The organism is Microbispora triticiradicis (genome assembly GCF_005864065.1).
In the GTDB taxonomy this organism is placed as follows: Bacteria; Actinomycetota; Actinomycetes; order Streptosporangiales; family Streptosporangiaceae; genus Microbispora; species Microbispora triticiradicis.
Genome location: NZ_VANP01000006.1, coordinates 255,598 through 282,179, shown reverse-complemented (window position 1 = coordinate 282,179; position 26,582 = coordinate 255,598). Strand labels below are relative to the sequence as shown.

24 protein-coding genes are annotated in these 26,582 nt (G+C 70.0%); 16 read left to right on the top strand and 8 right to left on the bottom strand.

The window, feature by feature from the left end; all coding sequences use genetic code 11:
* Positions 1-3: 3 nt before the first annotated feature.
* Genes FED44_RS18020 through FED44_RS18010 form a run of 3 tightly spaced genes read right to left on the bottom strand, consistent with a single transcriptional unit; the run spans position 4 to position 2,379 of the window.
* Positions 4-1,722: an urease subunit alpha gene (locus tag FED44_RS18020; RefSeq protein WP_138461374.1), complete on the bottom strand. Its 1,719-nt coding sequence runs from the start codon at positions 1,720-1,722 to the stop codon at positions 4-6.
* Complete coding sequence (locus FED44_RS18015) at positions 1,715-2,080, bottom strand: urease subunit beta (protein ID WP_138461373.1); 366 nt, start codon at positions 2,078-2,080, stop codon at positions 1,715-1,717. The genes FED44_RS18020 and FED44_RS18015 overlap by 8 nt, the downstream gene beginning before the upstream one ends.
* Complete coding sequence (locus FED44_RS18010) at positions 2,077-2,379, bottom strand: urease subunit gamma (RefSeq protein WP_111697191.1); 303 nt, start codon at positions 2,377-2,379, stop codon at positions 2,077-2,079. The genes FED44_RS18015 and FED44_RS18010 overlap by 4 nt, the downstream gene beginning before the upstream one ends.
* 230 nt (positions 2,380-2,609) lie before the next feature.
* Between FED44_RS18010 and urtA the strand changes: the two genes are divergently transcribed.
* From urtA to FED44_RS17975, 7 genes are all read left to right on the top strand, one after another.
* Positions 2,610-3,788: an urea ABC transporter substrate-binding protein gene (gene urtA, locus FED44_RS18005; protein ID WP_244302064.1), complete on the top strand. Its 1,179-nt coding sequence runs from the start codon at positions 2,610-2,612 to the stop codon at positions 3,786-3,788.
* 74 nt (positions 3,789-3,862) lie between these two features.
* A complete protein-coding gene (urtB, locus tag FED44_RS18000; RefSeq protein ID WP_111697189.1) occupies positions 3,863-4,717 on the top strand; it encodes an urea ABC transporter permease subunit UrtB in 855 nt (284 codons plus the stop codon).
* Complete coding sequence (gene urtC, locus FED44_RS17995; RefSeq protein ID WP_111697188.1) at positions 4,714-5,799, top strand: urea ABC transporter permease subunit UrtC; 1,086 nt, start codon at positions 4,714-4,716, stop codon at positions 5,797-5,799. The genes urtB and urtC overlap by 4 nt, the downstream gene beginning before the upstream one ends.
* A complete protein-coding gene (urtD, locus tag FED44_RS17990) occupies positions 5,796-6,587 on the top strand; it encodes an urea ABC transporter ATP-binding protein UrtD (protein WP_138461371.1) in 792 nt (263 codons plus the stop codon). The genes urtC and urtD overlap by 4 nt, the downstream gene beginning before the upstream one ends.
* Complete coding sequence (gene urtE, locus FED44_RS17985; RefSeq protein WP_138461370.1) at positions 6,574-7,266, top strand: urea ABC transporter ATP-binding subunit UrtE; 693 nt, start codon at positions 6,574-6,576, stop codon at positions 7,264-7,266. Before urtD ends, urtE begins: the two co-directional genes overlap by 14 nt.
* Before the next feature lie 193 nt (positions 7,267-7,459).
* On the top strand, positions 7,460-8,530 hold the full coding sequence (locus FED44_RS17980) for a sigma-70 family RNA polymerase sigma factor (protein ID WP_138461369.1): 1,071 nt from the start codon (positions 7,460-7,462) through the stop codon (positions 8,528-8,530).
* Between the two features lie 45 nt (positions 8,531-8,575).
* On the top strand, positions 8,576-9,418 hold the full coding sequence (locus tag FED44_RS17975) for a YybH family protein (RefSeq protein WP_138461368.1): 843 nt from the start codon (positions 8,576-8,578) through the stop codon (positions 9,416-9,418).
* Between the two features lie 35 nt (positions 9,419-9,453).
* Here the strand turns inward: FED44_RS17975 and FED44_RS17970 are convergent, their stop codons facing one another.
* Positions 9,454-10,455 (bottom strand): GNAT family N-acetyltransferase, encoded by a 1,002-nt coding sequence (locus FED44_RS17970; RefSeq protein ID WP_138461367.1) that lies wholly within the window; start codon positions 10,453-10,455, stop codon positions 9,454-9,456.
* Positions 10,456-10,609: 154 nt separating this feature from the next.
* Entirely contained in the window at positions 10,610-10,855 is a 246-nt protein-coding gene (locus FED44_RS17965) for a DUF2630 family protein (protein ID WP_111697182.1), read from the bottom strand.
* A 307-nt stretch (positions 10,856-11,162) separates the two neighbouring features.
* Between FED44_RS17965 and leuA the strand changes: the two genes are divergently transcribed.
* From leuA to FED44_RS17950, 3 genes are all read left to right on the top strand, one after another.
* Complete coding sequence (gene leuA, locus FED44_RS17960) at positions 11,163-12,887, top strand: 2-isopropylmalate synthase (protein WP_111697181.1); 1,725 nt, start codon at positions 11,163-11,165, stop codon at positions 12,885-12,887.
* Between the two features lie 335 nt (positions 12,888-13,222).
* Positions 13,223-14,458 (top strand): AAA family ATPase, encoded by a 1,236-nt coding sequence (locus tag FED44_RS17955; protein WP_138461366.1) that lies wholly within the window; start codon positions 13,223-13,225, stop codon positions 14,456-14,458.
* A gap of 74 nt (positions 14,459-14,532) precedes the next feature.
* A complete protein-coding gene (locus FED44_RS17950; protein WP_167521506.1) occupies positions 14,533-15,171 on the top strand; it encodes an RloB family protein in 639 nt (212 codons plus the stop codon).
* 205 nt (positions 15,172-15,376) lie between these two features.
* Here FED44_RS17950 and FED44_RS17945 read toward each other — a convergent pair whose 3' ends face one another.
* A complete protein-coding gene (locus FED44_RS17945) occupies positions 15,377-15,889 on the bottom strand; it encodes a carboxymuconolactone decarboxylase family protein (protein WP_111697179.1) in 513 nt (170 codons plus the stop codon).
* Positions 15,890-16,036: 147 nt separating this feature from the next.
* On the opposite strand from FED44_RS17945, the gene sigJ reads away from it, so the two are divergent.
* A complete protein-coding gene (gene sigJ / locus FED44_RS17940) occupies positions 16,037-17,005 on the top strand; it encodes an RNA polymerase sigma factor SigJ (RefSeq protein ID WP_244302034.1) in 969 nt (322 codons plus the stop codon).
* A gap of 126 nt (positions 17,006-17,131) precedes the next feature.
* On the opposite strand, the gene FED44_RS17935 is transcribed toward sigJ, so the two are convergent.
* Entirely contained in the window at positions 17,132-18,382 is a 1,251-nt protein-coding gene (locus FED44_RS17935; protein ID WP_138461364.1) for a hypothetical protein, read from the bottom strand.
* Between the two features lie 211 nt (positions 18,383-18,593).
* Here FED44_RS17935 and FED44_RS17930 point away from each other — a divergent pair, with 211 nt between their 5' ends.
* Complete coding sequence (locus FED44_RS17930) at positions 18,594-19,274, top strand: hypothetical protein (protein WP_138461363.1); 681 nt, start codon at positions 18,594-18,596, stop codon at positions 19,272-19,274.
* A 52-nt stretch (positions 19,275-19,326) separates the two neighbouring features.
* On the opposite strand, the gene FED44_RS17925 is transcribed toward FED44_RS17930, so the two are convergent.
* On the bottom strand, positions 19,327-20,025 hold the full coding sequence (locus FED44_RS17925) for a TetR/AcrR family transcriptional regulator (RefSeq protein WP_111697177.1): 699 nt from the start codon (positions 20,023-20,025) through the stop codon (positions 19,327-19,329).
* Positions 20,026-20,132: 107 nt separating this feature from the next.
* On the opposite strand from FED44_RS17925, the gene FED44_RS17920 reads away from it, so the two are divergent.
* The 4 genes from FED44_RS17920 to FED44_RS17905 all read left to right on the top strand — a co-directional run bounded on the left by FED44_RS17920 (position 20,133) and on the right by FED44_RS17905 (position 26,421).
* Entirely contained in the window at positions 20,133-20,480 is a 348-nt protein-coding gene (locus tag FED44_RS17920) for a YrdB family protein (protein ID WP_138461362.1), read from the top strand.
* Positions 20,481-20,490: 10 nt separating this feature from the next.
* Positions 20,491-21,420 (top strand): NAD-dependent epimerase/dehydratase family protein, encoded by a 930-nt coding sequence (locus FED44_RS17915; protein WP_138461361.1) that lies wholly within the window; start codon positions 20,491-20,493, stop codon positions 21,418-21,420.
* 273 nt (positions 21,421-21,693) lie between these two features.
* Complete coding sequence (locus tag FED44_RS17910) at positions 21,694-24,696, top strand: AfsR/SARP family transcriptional regulator (RefSeq protein WP_208759038.1); 3,003 nt, start codon at positions 21,694-21,696, stop codon at positions 24,694-24,696.
* Between the two features lie 117 nt (positions 24,697-24,813).
* Positions 24,814-26,421 carry an FG-GAP repeat domain-containing protein gene (locus FED44_RS17905; protein ID WP_138461359.1) on the top strand — a complete coding sequence of 536 codons (1,608 nt, stop codon included), beginning with the start codon at positions 24,814-24,816 and terminating at the stop codon, positions 26,419-26,421.
* Positions 26,422-26,582 lie beyond the last annotated feature (161 nt).

Genomic DNA, 26,582 nt, shown 5'->3' with positions numbered 1-26,582 from the left:
CTCTCAGAAGAGGAAGTAGCGCTGCGCCATCGGCAGCGTCTCGGCCGGGGCGGGCTCGATGAGCTCGCCGTCCACGTGTACGGCGAACGTGTCGGGGTCCACCCGGATGTCCGGCAGGGCGTCGTTGAGGGGCATCGCGTCCTTGCGCCGGGAGCGGACGTCGGCCACCGGGGCCAGCCGCCTGCGGACCGCCAGCCGGTCGGCGAGGCCGTCCTCCAGCGCGAGCGGCGCGACGAAGTGCAGCGACGTCGCCGCGGCGGTGGCCGGGGCCGCGCCGAACATCGGGCGGGGCAGCACCGGCTGCGGCGTCGGGATCGACGCGTTCGCGTCGCCCATCTGCGCGTACGCGATGACCCCGCCCTTGATCACGAGATCGGGCTTGACCCCGAAGAAGGCCGGGGTCCACAGGACGAGGTCCGCGAGCTTGCCGGGCTCGACCGAGCCGATCTCCGCGTCGAGCCCGTGGGCGACGGCCGGATTGATCGTGTACTTCGCGACGTACCGGCGGGCGCGCAGGTTGTCGGCCGGGCCGTCGCCGGGCAGCGCGCCCCGGCGGCGCTTCATCACGTGCGCCGTCTGCCAGGTGCGGATGACCGTCTCGCCCACGCGCCCCATCGCCTGGGAGTCCGAGCCGATCATCGAGATCGCGCCGATGTCGTGCAGCACGTCCTCGGCCGCCATCGTCGACGGCCGGATCCGCGACTCGGCGAAGGCCAGGTCCTCCGGGATGGAGGGATTGAGGTGGTGGCACACCATGAGCATGTCCAGGTGCTCGTGGTGGGTGTTGACCGTGTGCGGCCGGGTCGGGTTCGTGGACGACGGCAGCACGTTGGCGTGGGAGGCCACCGTGATGATGTCCGGCGCGTGCCCGCCCCCGGCGCCCTCGGTGTGGTAGGCGTGGATCCCGCGGCCGGCGATGGCGCCCAGGGTCGACTCCACGAACCCCGCCTCGTTCAGGGTGTCGGTGTGGATGGCGACCTGCACGCCCGTCGCGTCGCACACCCGCAGGCACGCGTCGATGGCGGAGGGGGTGGTGCCCCAGTCCTCGTGCAGCTTGAAGCCCGAGGCGCCGGCCCTGAGCTGTTCGAGCAGCCCCTCCTCGCTGACCGTGTTGCCCTTGCCGAGCAGGGCCACGTTGACCGGGTACGCGTCCAGCGACTCCAGCATCCGGCCGAGGTACCAGGCGCCGGTCACGGTGGTGGCCTTGGTGCCCTCGGCGGGCCCGGTGCCGCCGCCGACGATCGTGGTCACGCCCGAGGCGAGCGCCTCGTCGAGGATCTGCGGGCAGATCAGGTGGACGTGCGAGTCGACCGCGCCCGCGGTGACGATCTTGCCGTTGGCCGCGAGGATCTCGGTGGACGGGCCGATGACCAGATCGGGGTGGACGCCGTCCATCGTGTCGGGGTTGCCGGCCTTGCCGATGGCGACGATGCGGCCGTCGCGCACGCCGATGTCGGCCTTGACGACCCCCCAGTGGTCCAGGATCACCGCGCCGGTGACGACGAGGTCGGCCGCGCCCTCGGCTCTGGTGGCGCGCGCCTGTCCCATCGACTCGCGGATGACCTTGCCGCCGCCGAACACGGCCTCGTCGCCGGCCCCGGCGGGCCCCATCGAGAGGTCCTCGGTCACCTCGACGTACAGGTCGGTGTCGGCCAGTCGCACCCGGTCGCCGGTGGTCGGCCCGTACAGCGCGGCGTAGCGGGAGCGCTCGATACTAGGCACCCATCGTCCTTTCGGTACCCGTCGGTCTTCCGTCCAGTGGCCCGGCCCACTCGGGGCGCAGGCCGGGCACCACCCGCGCGCCCGCGAGCGGAACCAGCGTCACGTCGCGCTCCACGCCGGGCTCGAACCTGACGGCGGTGCCCGCGGGGATGTCGAGGCGGTGGCCCCAGGCCGCCTCCCGGTCGAACTCCAGACCGGGGTTGGCGGCGGCGAAGTGGTAGTGCGACCCGACCTGCACCGGCCGGTCCGCCGTGTTGACGACCCTCAGGGTGATCCGCTTTCTGCCGGGGTTCAGCGGCACGTCGCCCTCGCCGTACAGGATCTCGCCCGGCGCGCCCGCGCCGCTCGCCGAGCTCATGAGATCGGCTGGTGGACGGTGACGAGCTTGGTGCCGTCGGGGAAGGTGGCCTCGATCTGGACGGACTCCAGCATCTCGGGCACGCCGTCCATGACGTCCTCGCGCCGCAGCACCCTGCGGCCGGCGTCCATCAGGTCGGCGACGCTCCGGCCGTCCCGGGCGCCCTCCAGGAGGAAGGACGCGATGAGGGCCGTCGCCTCCGGATGGTTGAGGCGAAGGCCGCGCTCCTTGCGGTCGCGGGCCACGCCCGCGGCGACGTGGATGAGGAGCCGTTCCTGTTCGTGTGGAGTGAGCCGCATGGCGGGACGATAGGTACCCGCGGTTTCTCCCGCGTTACCCAGGCATTTCGTATGCGTATCCGGAAGGCGGTGAGGCTTCGCTAATGAGTTGTTAACCGTCGTGATTTCGACGGGAAATAGCGCGCGCTCACCTTTGCGGCAGACGGATCGGCGCGGGGGCCGTAGGCGGCAAGGAGAGGCACTTGCGTAACTCATTATGGCGTACCGGGGCGGTCATCGCTCTCTCGACGGTGACGCTCGCGGCATGCGCTGGACAATCTGGAAAAAGTGATACATCGGCCTCGTCCGGGGGTGGAAACACCATCAAGGTCGGCATCTTGCACTCCCTGAGCGGCACCATGGCCATCAGCGAGGTCACGGTCAGGGACGCCGAGCTGCTCGCCATCGACGAGATCAACGCGGCGGGCGGGGTGCTGGGCAAGAAACTGGAGCCCGTCGTGGAGGACGGCGCCTCCGACTGGCCGACGTTCGCGGAGAAGGCCACCAAGCTGATCGCGCAGGACAAGGTCGCCACCGTCTTCGGCGGCTGGACGTCGGCGAGCCGCAAGGCGATGCTCCCCGTCTTCGAGAAGCGCAAGGCGCTGCTGTGGTACCCGGTCCAGTACGAGGGACTGGAGAGCTCCCCCTACATCTTCTACACGGGAGCGACGACCAACCAGCAGATCGTCCCCGGGCTCGACTACCTGAAGGAGAAGGGCAAGAAGAAGCTCTTCCTCGTCGGCAGCGACTACGTCTTCCCGAGGACCGCGAACAAGATCATCAAGGCGTACGCCGCGGCGAACGGCATGGAGGTCCTCGGCGAGGAGTACACCCCGCTCGGGCACACCGAGTACAGCACGCTGGTCAACAAGATCACCGAGGCGAAGCCGGACGCGGTGTTCAACACCCTGAACGGCGACAGCAACGTCGCGTTCTTCAAGCAGCTCAAGAGCGCCGGGGTCAGCGCCGAGCAGATGCCGGTCATGTCGGTGTCGGTGGCCGAGGAGGAGGTCAAGGGCATCGGCGTCGACAACGTCGCCGGGCAGCTCGTGGCCTGGAACTACTACCAGACGACCGACACCCCGGCGAACCAGAAGTTCGTCGCCGCCTTCAAGGCCAAGTACGGCGCGGACAAGGTGACCTCCGACCCCATGGAGGCCGGATACAACGCCGTCTACCTGTGGGCCGAGGCCGCCAAGAAGGCCGGGAGCACCGACGTCGAGGCCGTGAAGAAGGCGGCCGGCGGCGTCTCGCTCGACCGCCCCGAGGGCAAGGTCACGATCGACGGCGACAACCAGCACGTGTACAAGACGGCGCGCATCGGCGTCATCCAGCCGGACGGCCAGATCAAGGAGGTCTGGAACTCCGGTGAGCCGATCAAGCCGGACCCCTACCTCAAGACGTACTCCTGGGCCGGCGGCCTGGTCTGACCGCCGCCGATGACCGTACACAGCCGCGACCGGGGCGCGCCGCGCCCCGGCGCGGGACAACGTCGGGAGGTGACGTGGAAGGGGTGCTGAACCAGCTGCCGATCGGACTGTCGATCGGAGCGGTCCTGCTGCTCATCGCTCTCGGGCTGACCTTCACGTTCGGGCAGATGGGCGTGATCAACATGGCCCACGGAGAGTTCATCATGGCGGGGGCCTACACGGCCTACCTGCTGCAGGGCGTGGGCTTCCTGGTCGCCCTGCCGGCGGCCTTCGTGGTCGCCGGGCTCATGGGCCTGGTGCTGGAGCGCACGCTGATCCGGCGCTTCTACGGCCGCCCGCTGGACACGCTGCTGCTCACCTGGGGAGTCAGCCTGATGCTCCAGCAACTGGCCCGGGACCTGTTCGGGGCGCCCAACGTGCAGGTCGTCTCACCGGCCTGGCTGCGCGGGGGCCTCGGCATCCTGCCGTACAACCGGCTGTTCATCATGGCCCTCGCCGTGCTGTCGGTGCTCGCCATCTGGGCGTACATGCACAAGACCGGCCAGGGGCGGCGGATGCGGGCGGTGATGCAGAACCGCAGGCTCGCGGCCACCAGCGGCATCGACACCGGGCGCGTCGACCAGCGGACGTTCTTCATCGGCTCCGGCCTGGCCGGGGTGGCGGGGGTCGCCCTCACGCTGATCGGCCCGGTCGGGCCGACGCTCGGCACGTACTACATCGTCGACGCGTTCCTGGTGGTCGTGGCGGGCGGTCTCGGGCAGTTGCGCGGCGCGGTGCTGGCCGCGATCGGCCTCGGCCTGCTGAACTCCTACGCCGAGTTCTGGAGCGACGCCAGCCTGGCCAAGGTGATCGTGTTCGTGGCGATCATCGGGTTCCTGCAGATCCGGCCGCAGGGGCTGTTCTTCGTCCGATCGCGGGCGCTGACGTGACGGCCGTCGAGGCGCCCGCCGAGGCGCCGCCCGTCGTACGGCGGGAGCCGCGCCGGTGGCAGGGCCCGGCGGCCTTCGCGGCGGTGGCGCTGCTCGCCCTGGTCGTGGCGCCGCTGCTGCTGGAGCCGTTCCGGCTCGGCCTGCTGGCCAAGTATCTGTGCTACGCGATCGTGGCGCTGGGCATCGGCCTCGCGTGGGGGCAGGGCGGCATGCTGACGCTCGGGCAGGGGGTGTTCTTCGGCCTCGGCGGCTACGCGATGGGCATGTATCTCAAGCTCCACGACGCGGGCGGGGACCTGCCCGACTTCATGGTCTGGAGCGGGGTGGAGAAGCTCCCGGCGCTGTGGACACCGTTCGGCAACCCGGTCTTCGCGCTCGCCATGGCCGTCGTGGTGCCCGTCGTGGTCGCGCTGCTGCTCGGCGCGCTGGTGTTCCGCCAGCGCGTGCGCGGGGCGTACTTCGCGATCCTCACCCAGGCCCTGGCCGCGGCCCTGGTGATCCTGCTGGTGGGGCAGCAGGGACTGACCGGCGGCACGAACGGGCTGACCAACTTCTTCGACTTCTTCGGACAGGACCTCGCCGCCGACGAGACGCAGCGCGGGCTCTACCTGACGGTGGCGGTCGTGCTGGGAGTGCTCTACCTGGGCGCCCGGCAGCTCGTCCGCAGCCGGTTCGGGCGGCTGCTGCTGGCGGTCAGGGACGGCGAGGACCGGGTGCGCTTCCTCGGGTACAACCCGGCCACCGTGAAGACGCTGACCTTCGCCGTCTCGGCGGGCATGGCCGGCATCGCGGGAGCGCTGTTCGTGCCGGTGGTCGGGATCATCTCGCCGGCGCTGCTGGGGGTCGTCCCCTCGCTGGAGCTCGTCGTCGGGGTGGCCGTCGGCGGCCGCTTCGCCCTCGCGGGCGCGCTGCTCGGCGCGGTCGTCATGGGCTACGCCCGGACGTACTTCAGCGAGGAGCTTCCGGCCGCCTGGCTGTACCTGCAGGGAGCCCTGTTCGTCCTCGTCATGACGCTCGCGCCCCGGGGCATCGCCGGCCTGGCCGCCGGGCTCGTACGCAGGAGAAGGGAGGCCGGGACGTGAGCGAGGCCCCGGCGGAGACCACGTCTCCGGAGACGGCGTTACTTGAGATCAGAGGGCTGCAGGTCGCGTTCGGCGGCTTCCGGGCCATCGACGGCGTGGACCTGACGGTCGGGCGCGGCGAACTGCGGTTCCTCATCGGGCCGAACGGCGCGGGCAAGACCACGCTCATCGACGTGATCACCGGCCTGACCAGGCCCACCGCGGGATCGGTGCGGTTCGAGGGCCAGGATCTCGCGGGCCGCAGGGAGCACGAGATCGTCCGGCTCGGCGTGGGCCGCACCTTCCAGACCTCCGTGGTCTTCGAGGAGCTCACGGTGCTGGAGAACCTCGACCTCGCCGCGTCGTTCCGCCGTCCCCTGTGGTCGCTGCTGCGCCGCGGGCGCGGGGTGTCGGAGGAGGTCGCGGCGGCACTGGAGACGATCGGCCTGACCCCGCTGGCGCGCAGCAGGGCCGGGGTGCTGTCCCACGGGCAGCGGCAGTGGCTGGAGATCGGCATGCTGATCGTCCAGCGGCCCCGGCTGCTGCTGCTCGACGAGCCGGTCGCGGGCATGGCGTCGGACGAGCGCGAGCGCACCGGCGAACTGCTCACCGAGATCGCCCGCGACCACACCGTGATCGTGGTCGAGCACGACATGGACTTCCTGCGCCGGTACGCCTCCCAGGTGACCGTCCTGCACGAGGGCAAGGTGCTGATGGAGGGCTCGGTGGACGAGGTGCGGGCCGATCCGCACGTGCAGGAGATCTACTTGGGACGCGCGCGGGAGGGTGCCGAGGATGCTGTCCGTTGAGGGACTCGAAGCGGGGTACGGCCGGGCCCGGGTGCTCTTCGGAGTCTCGCTGGAGGTGCCCCCCGGCCGCCTCGTCTGCGTGATGGGCCGCAACGGGGTCGGCAAGACGACCCTGCTCAACACCGTCATGGGCGTGCTCCCGGCGACCGGCGGGAGGGTGACGTTCGAGGGCAGGGACGTCACCCGCTTGCGCCCCGACCAGCGCGTACGACTCGGCATGGGCTACGTGCCGCAGGGACACGAGACATTCGCGCAGCTCAGCGTGATGGACAACCTGCTGGTCACGCTGGAGGCGTCCGCGCACCGCGACCAGGCAGCCGTGGAGGAGGCCCTGGAGGTCTTCCCCCGGCTCAAGCCGCTGCTCAAACGGCCGGCGGGCTTCCTGTCCGGCGGCCAGCAGCAGCAGCTCGCGATGGCCCGCGCCCTGGTCACCCGGCCGAAGCTGCTGATCCTGGACGAGCCGACCGAGGGCATCCAGCCCTCGATCATCCTGGAGATCGAGGAGGCGGTCGAGCGCCTGCACGCGACCGGGCTCGCGATCCTGCTGGTGGAGCAGTATCTGGACCTCGCGCTGCGGCTGGCCGACGCCTTCCTGATCCTCGACGCGGGGCGGGTCGTACGCTCCGGCGCGGCGCGGGACCTGCAGGACGAGGAGGTCCACCGCCTGTTGTCCGTCTGAGCCCTGTCGCCGGTCGCGGCCATGCCCTTACCCTGGAAGGGAGGAAGCGATCGCGCGTGTGAACGCCTTTGGCCGCGCCGCGGGCTCCGCACCCTTCGGGGTGGGGGCCGTACGGACCCGGCACTGCGCACGGCCCGACCGCTTCCTCCGTCGTCTCCGGCACCGCCGCCCGGAGACGGGGCAGGATGGGCCGATGGGTGAGGAAACGGTCGGCCGGACGGGGGAGTCCGGCGCCGGACTGCTGGCCGCGGCCCGCTCGGGTGACGGCGACGCCTTCGGGCGCCTGGTCGGGCCGCTGCGGGACGAGCTGCGCGCCCACTGCTACCGGATGCTGGGGTCGGTCCACGACGCGGAGGACGTCGTCCAGGAGACGCTGGACCGGGCCTGGCGTGCCCTGCCGCGGTTCGAGGCCACTGGACCTGCCGATGACCGGGGCTCCCTACGGCCATGGCTGTACGCGATCGCGACGAACAGGTCGCTGACGCTCATCGAACGGCGCGGACGGCGTGAGCTGCCCGCCGATCTGAGCCCTGAAGGCGCGCCGGCGGCCGAGGCGGCGTGGGTGGAGCCCTTCCCCGACCGGTTCACGAGCTGGACGGAGGAGCTGGGCCCGGAGGCGCGCGCCGTGGCGCGGGAGAGCGTGGAGCTGGCCTTCGTCGCCGCGCTACAGCACCTGCCGGCTCGGCAGCGGGCCGTGCTGCTGCTGCGCGACGTCCTCGGCTACGGCGCAGGCGAGGTCGCCGGTCTGCTGGAGACGACCGTCGCCGCGGTCAACAGCGCGCTGCAGCGGGCCCGCGCCACGCTCGGCCGCCTGGTCCCGCCGGTCACCCAGCGGCGCACCCTCGGCCTGCTGGGCGAGCCGGCGTGGCGGGAGACGGCCCGGCGGTACGCCGCCGCATGGGAGGCCGCGGACGTGGACGCCATCGTGGCGATGCTGACCCATGACGCGAAGTACTCGATGCCGCCGCTGACGGCCTGGTTTCACGGTCACGAGGGCATCCGCGGCTTCCTGCTGGAGACGGCCGCGAACCGTCGCTGGCGCTTCCTGCCGGCGCGGGCGAACGGGCAGGTCGCGTTCGGGACGTACCTCTGGGACGCCGACCGCGGCGTCTACACCGCTGCGGGCCTGGACCTGCTCGCCCTGCGCGGACCGTTGATCGCCGAGGTGGTCTCGTTCCTGGACGCCGACCTGCCGGCGTTCGGCCTGCCGGAGGAACTGATGCCCTCGCAGAGCGATGAGTCCGGCGGTCGCCGCGGGTTGTAGACGCTGACAGGAACCATCAGCGACAACCCGGAAGGACCGAGCCGGATGACCGACGACTACGAGCGGATCCGCGACCTGATCGAGCGCTGGGCCGAGGCGGTCCACCGCGGCGACATCGACGGGGTGGTCGCCGGCCACGCCGACGACATCGTGATGTTCGACGTGCCGCCGCCGTACGAGGGCGTGCGAGGCCTGGACGCCTACCGCGAGACGTGGCCGCCCTTCTTCGCCTGGCAGGTGCGGGGCGCCTGCTTCGAGATCGAGTCGCTGGACGTGACCGCGGGGGAGGACGTCGCGTTCGCCCACGCCCTGTTGCGCTGCGGCAGCCCGGAAGAGCTCGCGGCGAATCCGCGGATGCGCCTGCGGCTGACGCTCGGCCTGCGCAGGCAGGACGACCGATGGGTGATCGCCCACGAGCACCACTCGTTCCCGTACGTCGAGCCGGACGCCGATTCCGGAACGGCGGCCGAGAAGGAGGTGAGGGAACTGCACCGCCGGTGGTTCGCCCGCACCGCCGCCGGGGACCTGGAAGGCCTCATGACCGGCGTCGCCGACGACGTCGTCTCCTACGAGCACGACGGGCCGCTGCGACTTCGTGGCGTCGAGGCGGTGCGCGAGGTCTGCGCGCGTGGCCTCGACGCCGCCACCGAGGGCGGCGTGAGCTGGGACGTCCCCGACCTCAAGATCCTGGTCAGGCAGGACCTGGCGGTCGCGTGGGGGCTCAACAACATCCGGGTCGAGCAGGCCGGCGGCGAGAGCGCCGAGACGTGGTCACGCGGAACCCGCGTGTTCGAGAGGCGAGACGGCGTGTGGGTGATGATTCATCAGCATCTCTCCTTCCCGTACGATCCGGTCACCGGCGAGGCCAGGACCGGCCTGAGCCCGTAGCCGGACGTCGGGCTGTCACGGCGGATCGACCGCGATCAGACGGCGAGCTGCAGGCCGTTCCAGGTGTCGAAGACCGTGAAGCCGATCGCCTCGTTGATCGCCAGCATGTGCGGGTTCTCGACGGAGTTCCACGTGATCACACGCTCGGCCGAGGGTTCGCAGGCGCGCAGCCACATGAGGTTGGCGAGCTTGAGCACCAGACCGAGGCGCCGGCCGCGGTGCGCCTTGAGCACCGCCGTGGAGGACTGGCGGACCCATCCCTCCGGCTGCTCGGCGTCCATGACGAGCTGAGTGTATCCCGCCGGATCTCCACCGCTCAGGTGGCGGGCGATCACGGTGTAGGTCCGCTGGCCCGCCCGGGAGAGCATCTCGTCGCGGGCGCGCACACGCTCCGCGTTCCACCGCTGGTCCTCCATCGCGAGGTCGCCGAGCGGCTCGTCGTTCATGCCCTCGTTCAGCCGCGCCATGTCGTCGAGCAGGTCGGCGGGGGTCGGCCCGGCCCACCGTTCGAGCGAGTATCCGGTGGCGTGCCGTACGGCGCGGGCCCGCAGGAGTTCGAGGCCGGACCAGTCCGCCGCGGGCAGGTCGAGCACCAGCCGGGTCTCGGTGGTGGCGCGGGAGAAACCGCGGGCGTCGGCGAAGGCCGAGCCCGGGCCGTCCGCGGGGGCCTCGCCGACCAGCACGCTCCGGCCCTCCGCGTGAGCCCGCGCGGAGGCGTGATCGAGCAGCGCTCCGCCGATGCCCTCGCGCCGGCGGGCGGGATGGGTCATCACCTGGAGCAGGGCGAGGTGGGTGTTGTCGTGCGCCGGCAGGCGGAGGATGAGGCCGCCCACCACCTCGCCACCGTCACGCGCCACCCAGGTCTCCGTACGCTCTCCGGAGGACCCGCTCGCGGCGCTCGCGGCGAAGTGCCGCCACGACATGGCCGGGCCGGGCCAGGCGCAGACCCGGGCGATCTCGTACAGGCCGCCCAGACCTGCCGGGCCGTCCTCCGGGCCGATCTCGTGCTCCGCGGCGGCGACGCGCTCGATGTGCATGCCGACAGGAAACCGCACCGCCTTTTCGCGGCGCGAACCATTTTGTCGCGGCGAGGTGGCGGGGCGGTTGTGGCGCGGGGGCGCGGCCTCCGCCGTGGCCGGGCAGGTTCCGGCCCGACGGAGCGGCGCGGGTCCGTGGCGCCGGAGCGGACCCTTACTGCAGGTAGTTCTCCACCTCGCTGACGGGGCGCGGAGCGGCGTTGTCGGGGTCCTCGCCCATCTCGCGCCGGGCCCGGCGCTGCCGGAGCAGGTCCCAGCAGCGGTCGAGCTGCTCCTCCAGCGAGGCGATCCTGGCGTGTTCCTCCTCCGAGGTCAGCTCACCCGCGACGAGCCGTTCGCGCAGCGAGTGCTCCTCCTCGACGAGGTCCTTGATCTGCCCCAGGATCTGGTTGTCCTCCATCTGACCCCTCCTTCGTCCACGGCACACCCTAACCCGCCCCCGTTCCGTGGCCCGTCTCGCCATCTGATCGCATGTCTCGTCCCGCCGAGGCGTCTGCTAGTCTGCTTGACATGCTGCGCGGACTTCTTCTTCTTATCCGCCGCGGCGAGGGCCTGTAAGAGGCCGGCTCCCTCGCCGCGGTGGCGAGAGTCATGCGCGTCGGCCGCCCTGGTTCATCCCTCGGCGCCCCCTTACCCATCGTGACGACGTGATCGTCGTGTGCACACGGGCAGAAGACGGGGCCGCCGCGCGTCCGACGAGGAGCATCATGACCAACGAACAGCAGCCCAGCCCCATGCCCTTCCATCGCTACACGCCGTACGAGCCCGTACGGCTGACCGACCGCACCTGGCCCGACAAGGTCATCACCAAGGCGCCGCGGTGGTGTGCGGTCGACCTGCGCGACGGCAACCAGGCGCTGATCGACCCGATGGACGCCGACCGCAAGCTGAAGATGTTCGACCTGCTGGTACGCATGGGCTACAAGGAGATCGAGGTCGGCTTCCCGGCGGCGTCGCAGACCGACTTCGACTTCATCCGCCAGATCATCGAAGAGGACCGGATCCCCTCCGACGTGGTGATCCAGGTGCTGACGCAGGCCAGGCCCGAGCTGATCGAGCGGACCTTCGAGTCGCTGCGCGGCGCCCGCCAGGCGATCGTCCACCTGTACAACTCCACCTCCACGCTGCAGCGCCGGGTCGTCTTCGGCCAGGACAGGGACGGCATCACCGCGATCGCCGTCGAGGGCGCCAAGCTGTGCAAGAAGCTGGCGGCCACGATGGAGGGCACCGAGATCTACTTCCAGTACTCGCCGGAGTCCTTCACCGGCACCGAGCTGGAGTACGCCGTCGAGGTCTGCAACGCCGTCAACGACGTGTGGCAGCCCACGCCCGACCGCAAGGTGATCCTGAACCTGCCGGCGACGGTCGAGATGGCCACCCCCAACGTGTACGCCGACCAGATCGAGTGGATGCACCGCCACCTGGCCTACCGCGACTCGGTCGTGCTGTCGCTGCACCCGCACAACGACCGCGGCACCGCGGTGGCCGCCGCCGAGCTGGGCTACATGGCCGGCGCCGACCGCATCGAGGGCTGCCTGTTCGGCAACGGCGAGCGGACCGGCAACGTCTGCCTGGTCACGCTGGGGATGAACATGTTCTCCCAGGGCATCGACCCCGAGATCGACTTCTCCGACATGGACGAGCTCCGGCGGGTCGTCGAGCACTGCAACCAGCTGCCCGTGCACCCGCGCCACCCCTGGGGCGGCGAGCTGGTCTACACCGCCTTCTCCGGCTCCCACCAGGACGCCATCAAGAAGGGCTTCGACCACCTGGAGCGCGACGCGGCGGCGGCCGGGGTGCCGGTCGACCAGTTCACCTGGGCCGTGCCGTACCTGCCGATCGACCCCAAGGACATCGGCCGCTCGTACGAGGCGGTCATCCGGGTCAACAGCCAGTCGGGCAAGGGCGGCGTCGCCTACATCATGAAGGCCGACCACCAGCTCGACCTGCCGCGACGCCTGCAGATCGAGTTCTCCCGCGTCATCCAGGCCCGTACGGACGCCGAGGGCGGCGAGGTCACCGCCGCCGAGATGTGGGAGCGGTTCTCCGACGAGTACCTGCCCAACCCGGCCAGCCCCTGGGGCCGCATCGGCCTGCTGGCCCACCGGCACACCTCCGCCGTGGACGACAAGGACGCGATCAACGCCGACGTGCGGATCGACGGCCAGATCCGGGAGATCGAGGGTGTCGGCAACGGCCCCATCTCGGCCTTCTGCGACGCGCTGGAGAGCGTGGGAGTGCGGGTGCGCGTCCTCGACTACACCGAGCACGCGATGAGCGCGGGCGCCGACGCCAAGGCCGCGTCGTACGTGGAGTGCGAGGTCGGCGACGCCAACGGAACGCAGGTCCTGTGGGGCGTCGGCATCGACGCCAACACGACGACCGCCTCTCTCAAGGCCATCATCTCCGCCGTCAACCGCGCCACCCGCTGAAGACGGCCGGACAGCACCCGTAGATCTTCCCTGATCCGCGGGTGCTCCCCAAGACCGGGCGCGACCGGCACGATCTGCCGGCGCGCCGGGGCGTAGGGACGGCATCCCGGTCCCGACGTCGAATCCTCGACCGCGCACACCGCATACCCTGCGGCAGCGCGGTCGAGTCGTTTCCAGCCCCGCCCACCCCTCCGCCTGGATTTCGTCTGGGCAAGTAGCGCCCGGCATCCAGAGGCAGATGAGGATCGCCTGCCGATTTGAAGGGCATCTGCGAAAACTTTCCGCGCATCAAGCTCTAGGATGCGGTCAGAGGCCTCATCGAGAAGGCGGCTGGCATGCTGGTGGGTTTCCGGGCCGCGAACGTTCTCTCGTTCCGCGGAGAGTTCGAGCTGTCCCTGCTCGCGCCGGTGGGAGGAGATCGAGTCGCACGGACGGTCGATGGACTGCGAATCTCTCCTGTAGCCGCGATCTTCGGTGCGAACGCTTCGGGAAAGACCAACGTGCTCGCCGCCATGCGCTGGATGCGCCATGCGGTGCTCGATTCCGTCGCCGACTGGGCCCGCGTCAAGGGGGTGCCGAGGCACCGGTTCGCCCTGAACCGTGAGGCGGAGCAGGAGACCTCCTTGTTCGAGGTCGACGTCGTGATCGAGGGCACCCGCTACGTCTACGGGTTCGAGGTGTCGGACGTCAGGGTGGAAACGGAATGGCTGCACGTCTATCCGCGAGGCAGCCGCCGTCGGCAGGTCTGGTTCGATCGTGATGCCGATCGCTCCGATGAGTACCGGTTCCCCAGCGACCGGCTCAAGGGGCCGAAAAGGCCCTTGATCGAATACACGAGGCCGAACGCCTTGTTCCTCACAGCCGCCGGTTCGTTGCACGTCCGGCAACTTGCGCCGTTGTTCACCTGGTTCAACGACAATCTCTGGTTCCTCGGCCCCGGTGATGATCAGCATCGGCGTGATGTCGAGATGAGACGGGAGTTGCTGAATCCGGATTTCCGCAGGCGCGTGGAAGGTCTGCTGTCAGTCGCCGATCTGGGGGTGACCGGTGTCGAAGTGGAGGACCGGGGCGACGAGCCTCCTGAGATATCGCTGATCCATCAGGGGCAGGACGGTCAGGTGCCGTTCGACATCCGCCACCAGGAGTCCCTCGGGACGCTCGCCTGGCTGGCCTTTCTCGGCCCCATGCTCAAGGCGCTCGACGATGGCGCCGTTCTGCTGGTCGACGAATTGGAATCCAGCCTGCATCCGGTGATCGTCGCCGAGGTCATCCGTCTGTTCGGAGACCTGGTCGCCAACCCGCGCGGCGCGCAACTCGTGTTCACCGGCCACGATGTGACCTTGCTCGGCAAGGCCCATCTCGAACGTCCTCTCGACCGGGACCAGGTCTGGATCACGGAGAAGAGGAGCACCGGTGAGTCCGAGCTGTATCCGCTCACGGAGGTGGGTGTACGGCCGGACGAGAGCATGGAGCGCGGATACCTCCGGGGCCGGTATGGCGGAATTCCGAGGATCGGGCTCAGGGGTGTGGCGTTGCGGGTCGAACAACATGCGTCGGAGGGCGACCGATGAGCCCCGTCAGAAAGCGCGGAGCTCCCAAGACCCTGCGTGAGCCCCGCGCCATAACCGCCGGCAGAGCCCGCCGTGTGCTCTACGCCGTGGTCGAGGGTGAGGCGACGGAGCGTGACTATCTCGAATATCTGGAGGAAAGGTACGCGGGGGATCCGCGTACCTTCGAGATCCAGGTGATTTGGGAGCGGAACGGGCTCAAGCCGCGTGAAGTAATCGACCGAGCAGCTGAGAAGCTCGAAGAGCTCGACGATCCGAAGCGAGAGCAGGTCTGGGCCTTCTTCGACAGGGACCAGCACAATCAGATCGAGGAGTGCCATACCCGCGCTCTGGCGGGCGGGATCAATCTGGTCTTCTCTCACCCGTCTTTCGACCTGTGGTTACTACTGCACTTCGTTCCTGGGCCGCCTGGGGCGCAAGGTGGATCGAGCTCGCGGATTCAGCAACAGTTGGCTGCCGCACATCCGGCCTACCGGGATTTCGGGAAGCGGGACAAGCGGATCGCGGGTGCACGTCGGCAGGCCCTTGATGGAAGAGCGAATCACGCGGTCAAGCTGGCCAAGGCGCTGGTCGCCAACTGCCCCAGCGTTGGTTGCTCGGTGAGTAGAGGGCATGTCGCCCACTGCAAGGTGCTCGATCGAGACCCCTCGACAGACGCATGGAAGTTGCTGGAGAGCCTGGGCATCGCCCCTGAAACAACGGCTGAACGAAGCTGAGGCGGACGGGAGGAGTTGCGGCGGCTTCCCGCGCAGCCGGCAGGCGACCTAGGCGGCTGAGGTCGCGCGGTATGGGCCGCGGCGCATCTCCTGTCGGGCTGTGAACGACGCGGAGCGGGGGCCGCGTCGAGTGGGGGAACGTGTGAGAGGCGGCGCCCCCGTCGTTTACGTGCCGCCTCTCACGTTCTTCAGCGCCGAGGGTGCGTCACTTCCGGTAGTTCCGGCCGGGGGCCTCACCGGGGATCGGCCGGGCGATGAGGGCGACGGGGATGAAGAAGCAGATCTGGCCGATCGCGATCGTGAGCGTCCAGAGGGCCTTCTCGTCGTACTGCGCGGCGGCCCTGGCGTACAGCTCGTCGGGCACGCGCTCCCCGGACGGGTTGGGAGTGAGCACGGCCTCCACGAGCTCCAGGGCGATCCGTTCCGCGTCCGTGAAGTAGGGGGCGTCCCGCCAGGTCGCCACGGCGGTGATGCGCTCCTCGGTCTCCCCGGCCTTGCGGAGCTCGCCCGTCTGCCGGATGGTGTGGTAGGTGCTGCCGACGATCTGCCCGGCGCGGAGTTGCACCAGGCTGATGGTGGTCTGCGGGATCGAGCCGTTCCGGGTGGCCTTGAGCATGGCCCCGGCGAGCGCGGCCACCTCTTCCGGGAAGAACTGGACGGGGTCGGGCAGCCGCGACTGGAGACTGTCTTCCCTGGTTGCTGTGGGAGTGGTCGTCATGGGGTCATTCCTCCTGAGTTTCAGCGGTCCTACGAGGGCCGGCGCGGGTTCCGTGTGTACGGCGTCCCGGTTGTCCGACGACGCGGCCGCCGGGAATGTGAGGCGACGCGCCGGCCTCACATTCCCGGCGGTCGTCTCGTCGTACTGGTGAAGGCGGACGAGACCGAGGGGATCGGCGAGAACATGACCATCCAGTCCGAGCCGGCGGACGGCCCGATCGACCCGGGCCTGAGCGCGATCGTGAGCGAGCGGCGTCAGCTGATCAATCTCGCGTACCGGCTCCTCGGCTCCCTGGCGGAGGCGGAGGACGTCGTGCAGGAGACGTACGCCCGCTGGTACGCCATGTCCCCCTCGCGGCGGGAGGCCGTCGAGTCCCCGGGCGCCTGGCTGACGAAAGTGGCCGGTCGCATCTGCCTGGACCTGCTGGGCTCGGCGCGGGCCCGGCGCGAGCGGTACGTCGGCGAGTGGATCCCCGAGCCGCTGCCCGACCGCGCGGAGTGGGCCGCCGGGCAGGAGGCCGACCCGGCCGACCGGGTCACTCTCGACGAGTCGGTCAGCATGGCCTTCCTCGTCGTGCTCGAATCGATGACCCCGGCCGAGCGCGTCGCGTTCGTCCTGCACGACGTCTTCTGCCACTCCTTCGCGGAGGTGGCCGAGATCGTCGGCCGTACGCCGGGGGCGTGCCGCCAGCTGGCCTCCTCTGCGCGCCGCCGCGTCCGCGCGTCGCGTCCCACCACGGCTCCGACGGCCCGGCAGGCCGGTGTCGTCAGGAACTTCAAGCAGGCATGGGAGGCCGGGGACATCGACGCCCTCATCGGCCTGCTCGACCCCGCCGCCACCGTGATCGCCGACGGCGGCGGGGTGGTCGACGCCCTGCTGCTCCCGCTGGAAGGCGCCGAGGAGGTCGCGCGCTACGCCGTCGCCCTGATCGGCAAGGCCGGCGGCCTGACGCTCCTGGAGCGTACGGTCAACGGCCAGCCGGGCCTGGTCGGGCAGCGAGACGGCGTCACGGAGGTCGTGATGGCCTTCGACGTCGTGGACGATCGGGTCCGGCACGTCTGGGCGGTCCGCAACCCCGAGAAGCTCCAGCCGTGGCGAGGGGAGTCACAGCGCTGACGGCCCCTGAACCCCGCGGTCGTGCTGACTCGTTCCGCGAGGAGAGCCACAGCGCTGACGGGTAACGGAACCGCGCGGCCGTGCCGACTCGTCTCGCCACCGCGTCCACGTGACCGATGGCGGCGCTTACTCAGCCTTCTCGTCGCGTTCCGCGTCGCCCCCGCGCAGGCGGAGGGCTCGCTCTGCGATCCCGCTGGAGAGCTTGCCGGTCACCGACCTGGCCCGGTCGAGGGTCTCGTTGCCGAGGTTCCTGGCGGCATCGACGCCCTCCGCTCCTGTTTCGAGTACCTTGTCCCTCACCTCCACGGCCGCGTCCACCCATCGTCTCGCTTCCAACGACTGCCGGCTGCGCTCGATTCCGAGCCGCCCGTGGAAGTCAATGACGGCGATCGCGACATGGTTGCTCGAATGCACCACAGCTTGGGATGTGGTCGGGTGCAGCAACACCTTCACGTTAGCCGTGCCGGCGGCCGCGTCCATGCGGGCTATCAGACGCTCGGTGCTCCGCGAGATGATTTCCAGCCGGTTCCGCCGCGCGGCCCGAATCCCGAGGCGATGCCGATCCAGCTCCTCCGGAGACGTGGCCAGCACCCGGTCGAGTTCGAGCACGGCGATCGCGTCCTGCAGCTGGAAGCAGCGAGCCAGAACGGCGAGCCACTCCTGGACCGTGACCTCGGCCTCCTGGGACGTCCTGGCGAGATCACCGATCTTGGTCTGCTGCTCCATCTTCTTCGCGAGTCCATCGAGTTGCCGCAAGGCGTACCCCTGGGTGCTTGCGATCGTCGTCGGCGTGGCCTGCACCTTCGACCACGTGACCTCGGAGACCCGGCCCACCTGGTCCCGGATGGTCATGGCCTCCTCGATCACGAGGTCCGCTCCGATCATCGCCGCCAGTGCAGCGTCCTTCTGGGCGCGGAGCACGTCGTCGACCTTCTCGTCGATCTTGGCGAGATAGTCGGTGATCTCGTCCATCGTCTGCCGCATCGCGAGCTGCGCCATGAGCCCGGCGGCACCGGCCAGTAGCGCCGGGTTGGTCAGACGCGCCCCCTTCGCAAATTCGACGAACCCTTTGATCTGGCCTTTGTTTCCCTTCAGCACACCTGTGCTGAGTCCCGTCTTCGAGCTTTCCCTCAGCCCGTACTTGTCGACAAGCTGCGCGGACTCCTTGGTCAGCTTCACCCAGCGCCCCGAGTCGGCGGCAATCCTGGAACCCGCCTGTGTGGCTCCGGACCCGGCACGGAGAACGGATCCGAGTTTCGGCAGTCCGAGGTCCTTCGACGGCAGCCCTTCGGAGACGAGGAAGCGTTCGACAGCCGACGGATCCCCGATGACCGCCAGGCCGTCGCCGTCGCTGATCAGCTGAATCTCGTCGTCCATCGTCGGCTCCTGAAGGGGGGCAGGGGATAAAACGGGAAATTGCCTACGGTTCATATAAGTATCAGAAGTAAACCTGCGTATCATCCATGCGTCCTCTTTTCGGTTGTCCCACCCGAGTGGAGGAGTGGTTTTGCGCGTTCGTTCTCTGTTATTCGCCGTAGCTGTGGCTATCGGCCTGTTTGTACCGATTCAGACCCAATCGGCCGTGGCCGTGTCCGCGTCCGTCGCAAGTTGTTACCGCCAGGTCGGGGACCACTGGGAATGCGTCACTCCTGGTGCCTTCTGCCCTGCCGCCGCCCACGGCCTGTACGGATATTCCGAGAGCGGCGCCAAATACCAGTGCGTCCAGGACGGCTCCTACTGGAGATGGAAGCCAGCCGGTTCCTCGTCGGGCCAGAGCTCCCAGCCGAGCCCCAAGCCGACTCCCAAGGCGACCCCGACTCCCAAGCCGGCAAAGACGAAGTGCTCGCGGGCCTACCTGCCCCTGCCCGATCCCCGCTGCCAGCCGGGCACGCGCAACCCCGCCGTCACCCAGGCGACCATCGGCACGACGATCTGCAGGCCCGGCTTCACCGCGAAGGTGCGGCCCGTGGCGAGCTACCTGAGCGCGCTGAAGGTCAGGCAGATCGCCGAGTACGGCTACCCGGACCGCAGGCCGGCCCGCTACGAGGAGGACCACGTCATTCCGCTGCTCCTCGGCGGATCGCCCAAGAGTGTGAAGAACCTCTGGCCGGAGCCCGTGTGGAAGGTCAGGGGCAGGAGCGCGGCGGACAAGAACGCCGTGGAACGCCGTCTGTGGAAGGCCGTCTGCGCCGGTGACGTGCCGTTGGCCCGCGCGCAGAAGGCCATCGCGAAGGACTGGCGCACCGCGGTCAGGCAGGCGGGGCTGTAACAGAGGAAAGGCGGCCGAGAATCCCTCGGCCGCCCTTTTCCACGGGGGAGCGCTATTCGGAGAAACCGAGCAGGTGGGCCAGGCAGGTCATGTTGTGGTCGAACAGCTCGGCCCGGTGCTCGACCACGCCGTTGAACTGGCCGAACAGTTCGAAGCTGACCATTCCGAAGAGCCCGGTCCAGGCGATCACCGCTCGCGCGACCACGTCGTCGGACACGCCCGGCATCACCGCGCGCACGGCCTCCGCGTCCTGCGACAGGATCGGGGGCGGCGGCGGGCACATCGGCGGAGGGGCGAGGCGGCCGGCCCGCTGGGCGTCCGCCAGTATGCGGCCGTACACGATCGTGCCCCGTGACGCCGGGCCGATCGTGTCCTCAGGGGCGCGGTAGCCCGGCACCGGCGAGCCGTACAGCAGGGCGTACTCGTGCGGGTGGGCCAGTGCCCACTCGCGGACGGCGTGGCAGGCGGCGAGCCAGCGCCCGGTGAAGTCGTCACGCGGGCGGGTGGCGTCGGCGCGCTCGACGGCCTCGCCGATCGCGTTGTACGCGTCGACGATCAGCACGGTGAGCAGGTCGTCTCGGCTGGGGAAGTAGCGGTAGATGGCGGAGGAGACCATCCCCATCTCCCGGGCCACCGCGCGCAGGGACAGGCCCGGGGCGCCGTCGGTGGCGAGATGACGCCGCGCGATGTCGGTGATCTCCCTGATGAGTTCCGCCCTGACCCGCTCCCGTGCGGTACGGCTCGCGTTCATGGCCTGATGTTATCAGAGCACCGATTCGAGAGCACTGCTCTTGACGACTCGCGCTCTCATGAGAGAGCATTGCTCTCATAACGGAGCGACGAACGCAAGGAGTGCCGATGCTCATCATGGTCAAGGGGGCGGCCGCCGCCCTCATGTTCTTCCTGGAGCTCGGCGTTCTGATCGCGCTGGCCCGCTGGGGTTTCACCCGGGAGGCGAACATCGTGGTCAGGATCCTGCTGGGGCTCGGCGCACCGGCCGCGTTCGCGACACTCTGGGGACTGTTCATGGCCGGCGGCAAGGCACCGTACCAGCTGCACGGGTTCGCCCGGGGAGCCTTCGAGGTCGTGTGGTTCGGCGCCGGAGCGGCCGCGCTGGCGGCCTCCGGGCTGGTGACCGCGGGTGTGGTGTTCGCGGTGGTGTACGTGGCCGACGCCGCGCTGCGGCTGCTGACGAATCAGGTATGAAGGAGAGATCATGGGCAGGCATGTCGTGGTGGGAGCGGGACAGGTCGGCGGCGCGCTCGCCGAGAAGCTGGCCGAGCGGGGGCACGAGGTGACCGTCGTCACCCGTTCGGGCTCGGGCACGAGGCGCGCGGGGGTGTCGCCGGTCGCGGCCGACGCGGGTGACGCCGCCGTGATGCGGCGGCTCGCGGAAGGGGCCGACGCGATCTACAACTGCGTCAACCCGCCCTACCACCGCTGGCAGGAGGACTGGCCGCCGGTCGCGGCCTCGCTCCTGGCCGCCGCCGAGTCGTCCGGGGCGGTGCTGGTCACGCTCGGCAACCTCTACGGGTACGGCCCGGTGGACGGCCCGATGACCGAGGACCTGCCGCTCGCCGCGACGGGCACCAAGGGCAGGGTCAGGGCGCGGATGTGGGAGGAGATGCGGGCGGCCCACGAGGCGGGCAGGGTCCGGGTGACCGAGGTGCGCGGCTCGGACTACTACGGTCCGGGCTCGTCCGACCAGTCCTACCTGGGGCCGCGGCTCCTGGAACCGCTGCTCCGCGGCAAGCCCGCCACCGTCGTGAGCGACCCCGACATCCCGCACAGCTGGACGTACCTGCCCGACGTCGTGCGGGCCCTGGTGGCGGCGGCCGAGGAGAAGCGGGCGTGGGGCAGGCCGTGGCACGTCCCGACCGCCTCGCCCGTGACGATGCGGGCGTACGCCGAGATGGTGTGCGAGGCCGGGGGAGTCCGGGCGCCGCGACTGCGGCGGCTGCCGGCGGTGCTGCTCAAGGCGGGCGGCCTCGTCGTGCCGTTCCTGCGGGAGCTGGGGGAGACCCGTTACCAGTTCGACCGGCCGTACGTGCTCGACTCGTCGGCCTCGCAGCAGGTCCTCGGCTTCGCGCCGACGCCGGTCGAGGACGGGGTGAAGGAGACGGTCGCGTGGTGGCGATCGCGCTGAGGAGCGCATAAGTCACGACATTGACCCTTGCGCTGGGGATCCCGGCTGGCCATGCTGATTCGAAGATCTTTGAACGATCCCGCCCTCGCCGGCGCTCGGTCCTGGAGACCCCTGTCGGCTCCCGGGCGGGCGGTCGCGCCGGCCGGCGACGGCAGGCGCGGCCTCGCCTCGCGGTTCCGCACTCACGCGCTCCTACGGCACGCGTTTCACGCCCCGGCAGCACGGGAGCCGCCGGGGCGACGTCCGGGGGGACGACGTGACAGGGGAGTGGCGGTGGAGTTTCGGCTGCTGGGGCCGGTCGAGGTGTCGGTCGGTGGGGTTCCGGTCCCGCTGGGGGGAGTCAAACCGAAGACGCTGCTCGCAGCGCTGCTCCTGGAGCGGGGGCACGTCCTGCCCATGCACCGCCTCATCGACATCCTCTGGCCGGACGGGCCGCCGGAGACCGCCAAAGCGGCGATACAGACCTATGTCAAGACGTTGCGCCAGGCGCTGACCCGTGCCGGGGCCCCGGACGTGATCGTCACCCGCGCACCCGGCTACCTGGCGCGGGTCCCCGCCGGGTCGCTGGACGCCGACCTGTTCGAACGGCTCCTCACCGACGCGCGCGGCGCGGCCACGCCCGAGGAGGCCTCCGGGCTGCTCGACTCCGCGCTGGAGTTGTGGCGCGGGCCCGCCCTGGCCGGACTGGGCGACTCGCCGCTGGCTGGGGAGGCCGCACGGCTGGAACAGCTGCGGCTGACCGCCACCGAGGAACGCGTCGCCGCCGGTCTGGCGCTGGGCCGGCACGGCCGGCTGGTGGGGGAACTGGCCGCGCTGGTCGGGCGCCATCCGCTCAACGAGCGGCTGCGCGGCCAGTACATGACCGTTCTGTACCGGCTCGGCCGGCAGTCCGACGCGCTGGCCACGTTCCGGGAGGGCCGCCGGATCCTGGCCGAGGACCACGGGGTGGACCCGGGGCCCGAACTGACCGCCCTCCACCACGCCATCCTGCGCGGCGACCCCGCACTGCTGGCGCCGCCGTCCGGGGAGACGGTCCGCCTCGCCGTACCCGCCCAGTTGCCGTTGGCGCCGGCGGACTTCACCGGCCGTTCCGCGCAGAGCGCGGCCCTGGTGACGGCGCTGACCTCGGGGGAAGCCCCGATGATCCAGGTCGTCGCGGGTCGTGCCGGCAGCGGCAAGTCGGCCCTGGCGATCCACGTCGCCCATCAGGTCGCGGACGCCTTCCCTGACGGCAGGCTGTACGCCGAGCTGCGCGGAATGAGCGAGGCTCCCGCCGATCCGGGCGAGGTGCTGGGGAGGTTCCTCAAGGCGCTCGGGGTGTGTCAGGATGCTCTTCCCTCCGCAACCGCCGAGCGGGCCGAGCTCTATCGGAGCCTGCTGGCCGGACGCCGGGTGCTGGTGGTGCTCGACGACGCCGCCGGGGAGCCGCAGGTACGCCCGCTGCTGCCGGGTGGCGCCGGCGGCGTACTGATCACCTCACGCGACCGGCTCGGAGGACTCAGCGGTGCGCGCCGTACGGACCTGGACGTCCTCGAACCGGTTGAGGCCGTCGAGCTGCTCGCCCGGATCGTGGGACCCGAGCGGGTGGCCGCCGAGGAGGCGGTGGCCCACGACATCGTCGACCTGTGCGGCCGGCTGCCGCTGGCGATCCGCATCGCCGGGGCCCGGCTGGCCACCAGGCAGCGATGGCCGCTGCGGTTGCTCGCCGACCGGCTGACCGACGAGCGGCGCAGGCTGGACGAGCTGGCGATCGCCGACCTGGAGGTGCGGGCCGGCTTCGAGCTGAGCTACCGGGGGCTGGACGACGACGAACGGCGGGCGCTGCGGCGGCTCGGGCACCTGGGGGTTCCGGAGTTCTCCCCGTGGATCGCCGCCTGGCTGTGCGACATCGACGACAAGCTCGCTGAAGACATCGTGGAACGCCTGGTCGACGCCCAGATGGTGGACTTCAGCCGAGTCGACGACCTGGGCGCGCTCCGCTACCGGATCCACGACCTGGTGCGCATCTACGGACGCGAGCGCGCCGAGGCGGAGGAGCCGTACGAACGGCTCACGGCGGCCGCGGGCCGGGTGCTCGGGGGTTGGCTCGCCCTGGCCGACCAGGTGGCGGCCGACGCCCCGCCCGATGAGATCGACTGGAAGCACCCTGTCGCGGCCGCCCCGGCCATCCCGGACGAGCTGACCGCGCGGGTGCTGGCGGCCCCGCACGACTGGTTCGAGATCGAACAGCCCGCGCTGGTCGTCGGCCTGGAGCGCGCAGCCGTGCTGGGCCTGCACGACATGGTCTGCAAATTCGCCTCCGCGCGGCTCGGTCCGTCGTTCCTCGGCGTCAACAGGTTCGAGTCACGGGAGCGGATCAACCATGCGGCGCTGGCCGCGGCCCGCCGGGCGGGCGACCGGCACGGCGAGGCGACCATGCTGGCCGAACTGGGCCACCTGCGCTATCTCCAGGACCGGTTCCCGGAGGCGCGCCGGCTTCTGGGCCACGCGCTCGCCGCCTTCCGGGAGATGGGTGACGCGCGCGGCCAGGCCGTGGCGCTGGCCGGGCTCGGCGTGACCTGCCGGGAGGCGAGCCGCCTGGTCGAGGCGCTGCATTTCCTGGACCAGGCCGACCTCATGCTCACCGGCCTCGGCGACGATCTCGGCGTCACGTACCTGCGGCGGCTGGCCGCCTCGGTGCGACTGGAGCGTGGGGACTATCCGGCCGCCTGGTCCGGTCTGGAGGAGTCCATGGCCGGCTACCGCCGCCTCGGCAGCCGCCGCGGCGAGGCGGTGACCCTGCGCACCATGAGCCTGTTCCACCGGGCGGTCGGCGACTACGATGCGGCCATCCAGACCGCCGAGGCCGCTACGGAGATCTTCGTCCAGCTCGGCGATCGGTTGCTGGAGGCGTATTCCGTCCGTACGTGCGCCAAGGCCCGGCTCCGCCTGGGCCAGACGCGGCAGGTCCTGGCCCCGCTGGAAGGCGCGCTGTCCATCTGTCAGGCGATGGGAGACCGGTGGGGGCTCGGCATCGCTTTGCGGACCCTGGGCGAGCTGCATCTCGCCGACGGCAACCTGACGGACTCGGCCGCGTGCCTGACCTCCGCCATCGGGGTGTGGGACGGCATGGAGGCCCCGCTCTGGCAGGCACGTACGGAGCACACGCTGGCCCTCCTGCACGAGGCGAGGGGTGACGTCGAGACGGCGGCGGCGATCCGGGCGCGGGTGCTGACGGTCTTCCGCGACCACGGCGCCCGCGAGTACGGCGAGCTCACCGGCGCCTCCGCTCCCTGAAACGCCCGCTGCTAACCGCTGAAAACCATCCTCCACGGAGTTTCACCGTATTTTCAGCGCCTTGCTCGAGTCTTCCGGTGCAAGAGGACGAACACCACCTCTCCACCGGAAGGCCCCATGAAACTCAACCGCCTTATCGCGGGCACGCTCAGCATGGTGGCGGCGGCTTCCCTCGGCTTCGCGGGAGCCGCGGTGACCAGCCTCACCACCGCCACGCCGGCCGCGGCCGCCTCCGTCGCCGACGGCCAGATCACCCGCTCCGAGGTGCTCGCCCGCGCCCAGAACTGGGTCGACCGCGGGGTCAAGTACAACCAGAGCCGCAGCGCGAGCAGCCTCTACACCGACGTGGACGGAGGGCACAAGTACGGCCCCGACTGTTCCGGCCTGGTCTCCATGGCGTGGCACATCACCGCGAACTCCGGCAAGGGCGGCAACAGCACCTACGACTTCGCGTCCTGGAGCGGAAAGGAGTATCTGGGCAGCCTGCACGATCTGAAGCCCGGAGACGCGATCCTCAAATCGAGCCACATCGAACTGTTCGCCCGGTGGAAGGACTCCGCCGACCACACCAAGGGCGCGTGGACCTACTCCCTCAACGGCACGGGCAGTCCCGACGGCAACGGCTGGGAGCAGGACTGGGCCAAGGGGCCGACGGCGAACTCCCACGGCCAGGTGGGCGACGAGTCGTGGTCGAGCATGCAGAACTTCCGCCCGATCCGTTACAAGAACATCGTCGACGACACGCAGTCGCCGCCTCCGGCACCCCAGTATCAGACGCTCGGTGATTTCGACGGTGACGGGAGGAAGGACATCGCGGGGGTCGCGGGCGGTGATCTGTGGATTCACCGCAACACGAGCACGCCGGGCGACTTCTCGACGGCGGGTGTGTTCGTGTCGTCCGGGTGGCGTACGGTGTCGAAGTTCATGGCGGGGGACTTCGACGGTGACGGCAAGGACGACATCATCGGTTTCAACGGTGGTGACGAGCTGTTGATCTGGCGGAGTACGAGTACCGCGACCGCGTTCAGTTTTGCGCCGTACAAGAGTCTGGGCACCGGGTGGGGGGTGTTCACGCAGCTTCTTCCGTTGGCTGATTATGACGGTGACGGTAAGAAGGACATCGCGGGGGTCGCGGGCAGTGATCTGTGGATTCACCGCAATACCAGCACGCCGGGGAACTTCTCCACCGCGGGTGTGTTCGTCTCGACCGGGTGGCGTACGGTGTCGAAGTTCATGGCGGGGGACTTCGACGGTGACGGCAAGGACGACATCATCGGTTTCAACGGTGGTGACGAGCTGTTGATCTGGCGGAGTACGAGTACCGCGACGGCTTTCGGTTTCGCGCCGTACAAGAGTCTGGGCACTGGTTGGGGGGTGTTCACGCAGCTTCTTCCGTTGGCGGATTATGACGGTGACGGGAAGAAGGACATCGCGGGGGTCGCGGGCAGTGATCTGTGGATTCACCGGAACACGAGTTCGCCGGGCGACTTCTCCACGGCCGGTGTGTTCGTCTCGACCGGGTGGCGCACGGTGAGCAAGTTCCTCGGCGCCGATTTCGACAAGGACGGCAAGAGCGACATCATCGGTTTCAACGGTGGCGACGAGTTGATGGTCTGGCGGAGTACGAGTACCGCGACGGCTTTCGGTTTCGCGCCGTACAAGAGTCTGGGCACCGGCTGGGGCATCTTCGGCAACAAGCTCCTCACCTCCGCCCCCACCGACTGACCACCGACACCACCGGCACCACCGGCGCCCGTGACCGGCGGCACACGCCGGCCACCGGCGCCCACTTCACACCGCATCAGGGCGAACGCCGGCGGTTCCACGAAGTTCACGACTTCGGATCGGTCATGACTCGACTTCTCTCATCAGGTGGAGCAGATATG

Excerpts from the sequence above, each read along its gene's own strand:
- FED44_RS18015 (WP_138461373.1), bottom strand. The coding sequence starts at position 2,080 with ATGAGCTCGGCGAGCGGCGCGGGCGCGCCGGGCGAGATCCTGTACGGC.
- FED44_RS18010 (WP_111697191.1), bottom strand. The coding sequence starts at position 2,379 with ATGCGGCTCACTCCACACGAACAGGAACGGCTCCTCATCCACGTCGCC.
- urtE (WP_138461370.1), top strand. The coding sequence starts at position 6,574 with ATGCTGTCCGTTGAGGGACTCGAAGCGGGGTACGGCCGGGCCCGGGTG.
- FED44_RS17980 (WP_138461369.1), top strand. The coding sequence starts at position 7,460 with ATGGGTGAGGAAACGGTCGGCCGGACGGGGGAGTCCGGCGCCGGACTG.
- FED44_RS17975 (WP_138461368.1), top strand. The coding sequence starts at position 8,576 with ATGACCGACGACTACGAGCGGATCCGCGACCTGATCGAGCGCTGGGCC.
- FED44_RS17970 (WP_138461367.1), bottom strand. The coding sequence starts at position 10,455 with ATGCACATCGAGCGCGTCGCCGCCGCGGAGCACGAGATCGGCCCGGAG.
- FED44_RS17965 (WP_111697182.1), bottom strand. The coding sequence starts at position 10,855 with ATGGAGGACAACCAGATCCTGGGGCAGATCAAGGACCTCGTCGAGGAG.
- leuA (WP_111697181.1), top strand. The coding sequence starts at position 11,163 with ATGACCAACGAACAGCAGCCCAGCCCCATGCCCTTCCATCGCTACACG.
- FED44_RS17955 (WP_138461366.1), top strand. The coding sequence starts at position 13,223 with ATGCTGGTGGGTTTCCGGGCCGCGAACGTTCTCTCGTTCCGCGGAGAG.
- FED44_RS17945 (WP_111697179.1), bottom strand. The coding sequence starts at position 15,889 with ATGACGACCACTCCCACAGCAACCAGGGAAGACAGTCTCCAGTCGCGG.
- FED44_RS17935 (WP_138461364.1), bottom strand. The coding sequence starts at position 18,382 with ATGGACGACGAGATTCAGCTGATCAGCGACGGCGACGGCCTGGCGGTC.
- FED44_RS17925 (WP_111697177.1), bottom strand. The coding sequence starts at position 20,025 with ATGAACGCGAGCCGTACCGCACGGGAGCGGGTCAGGGCGGAACTCATC.
- FED44_RS17920 (WP_138461362.1), top strand. The coding sequence starts at position 20,133 with ATGCTCATCATGGTCAAGGGGGCGGCCGCCGCCCTCATGTTCTTCCTG.
- FED44_RS17915 (WP_138461361.1), top strand. The coding sequence starts at position 20,491 with ATGGGCAGGCATGTCGTGGTGGGAGCGGGACAGGTCGGCGGCGCGCTC.
- FED44_RS17905 (WP_138461359.1), top strand. The coding sequence starts at position 24,814 with ATGAAACTCAACCGCCTTATCGCGGGCACGCTCAGCATGGTGGCGGCG.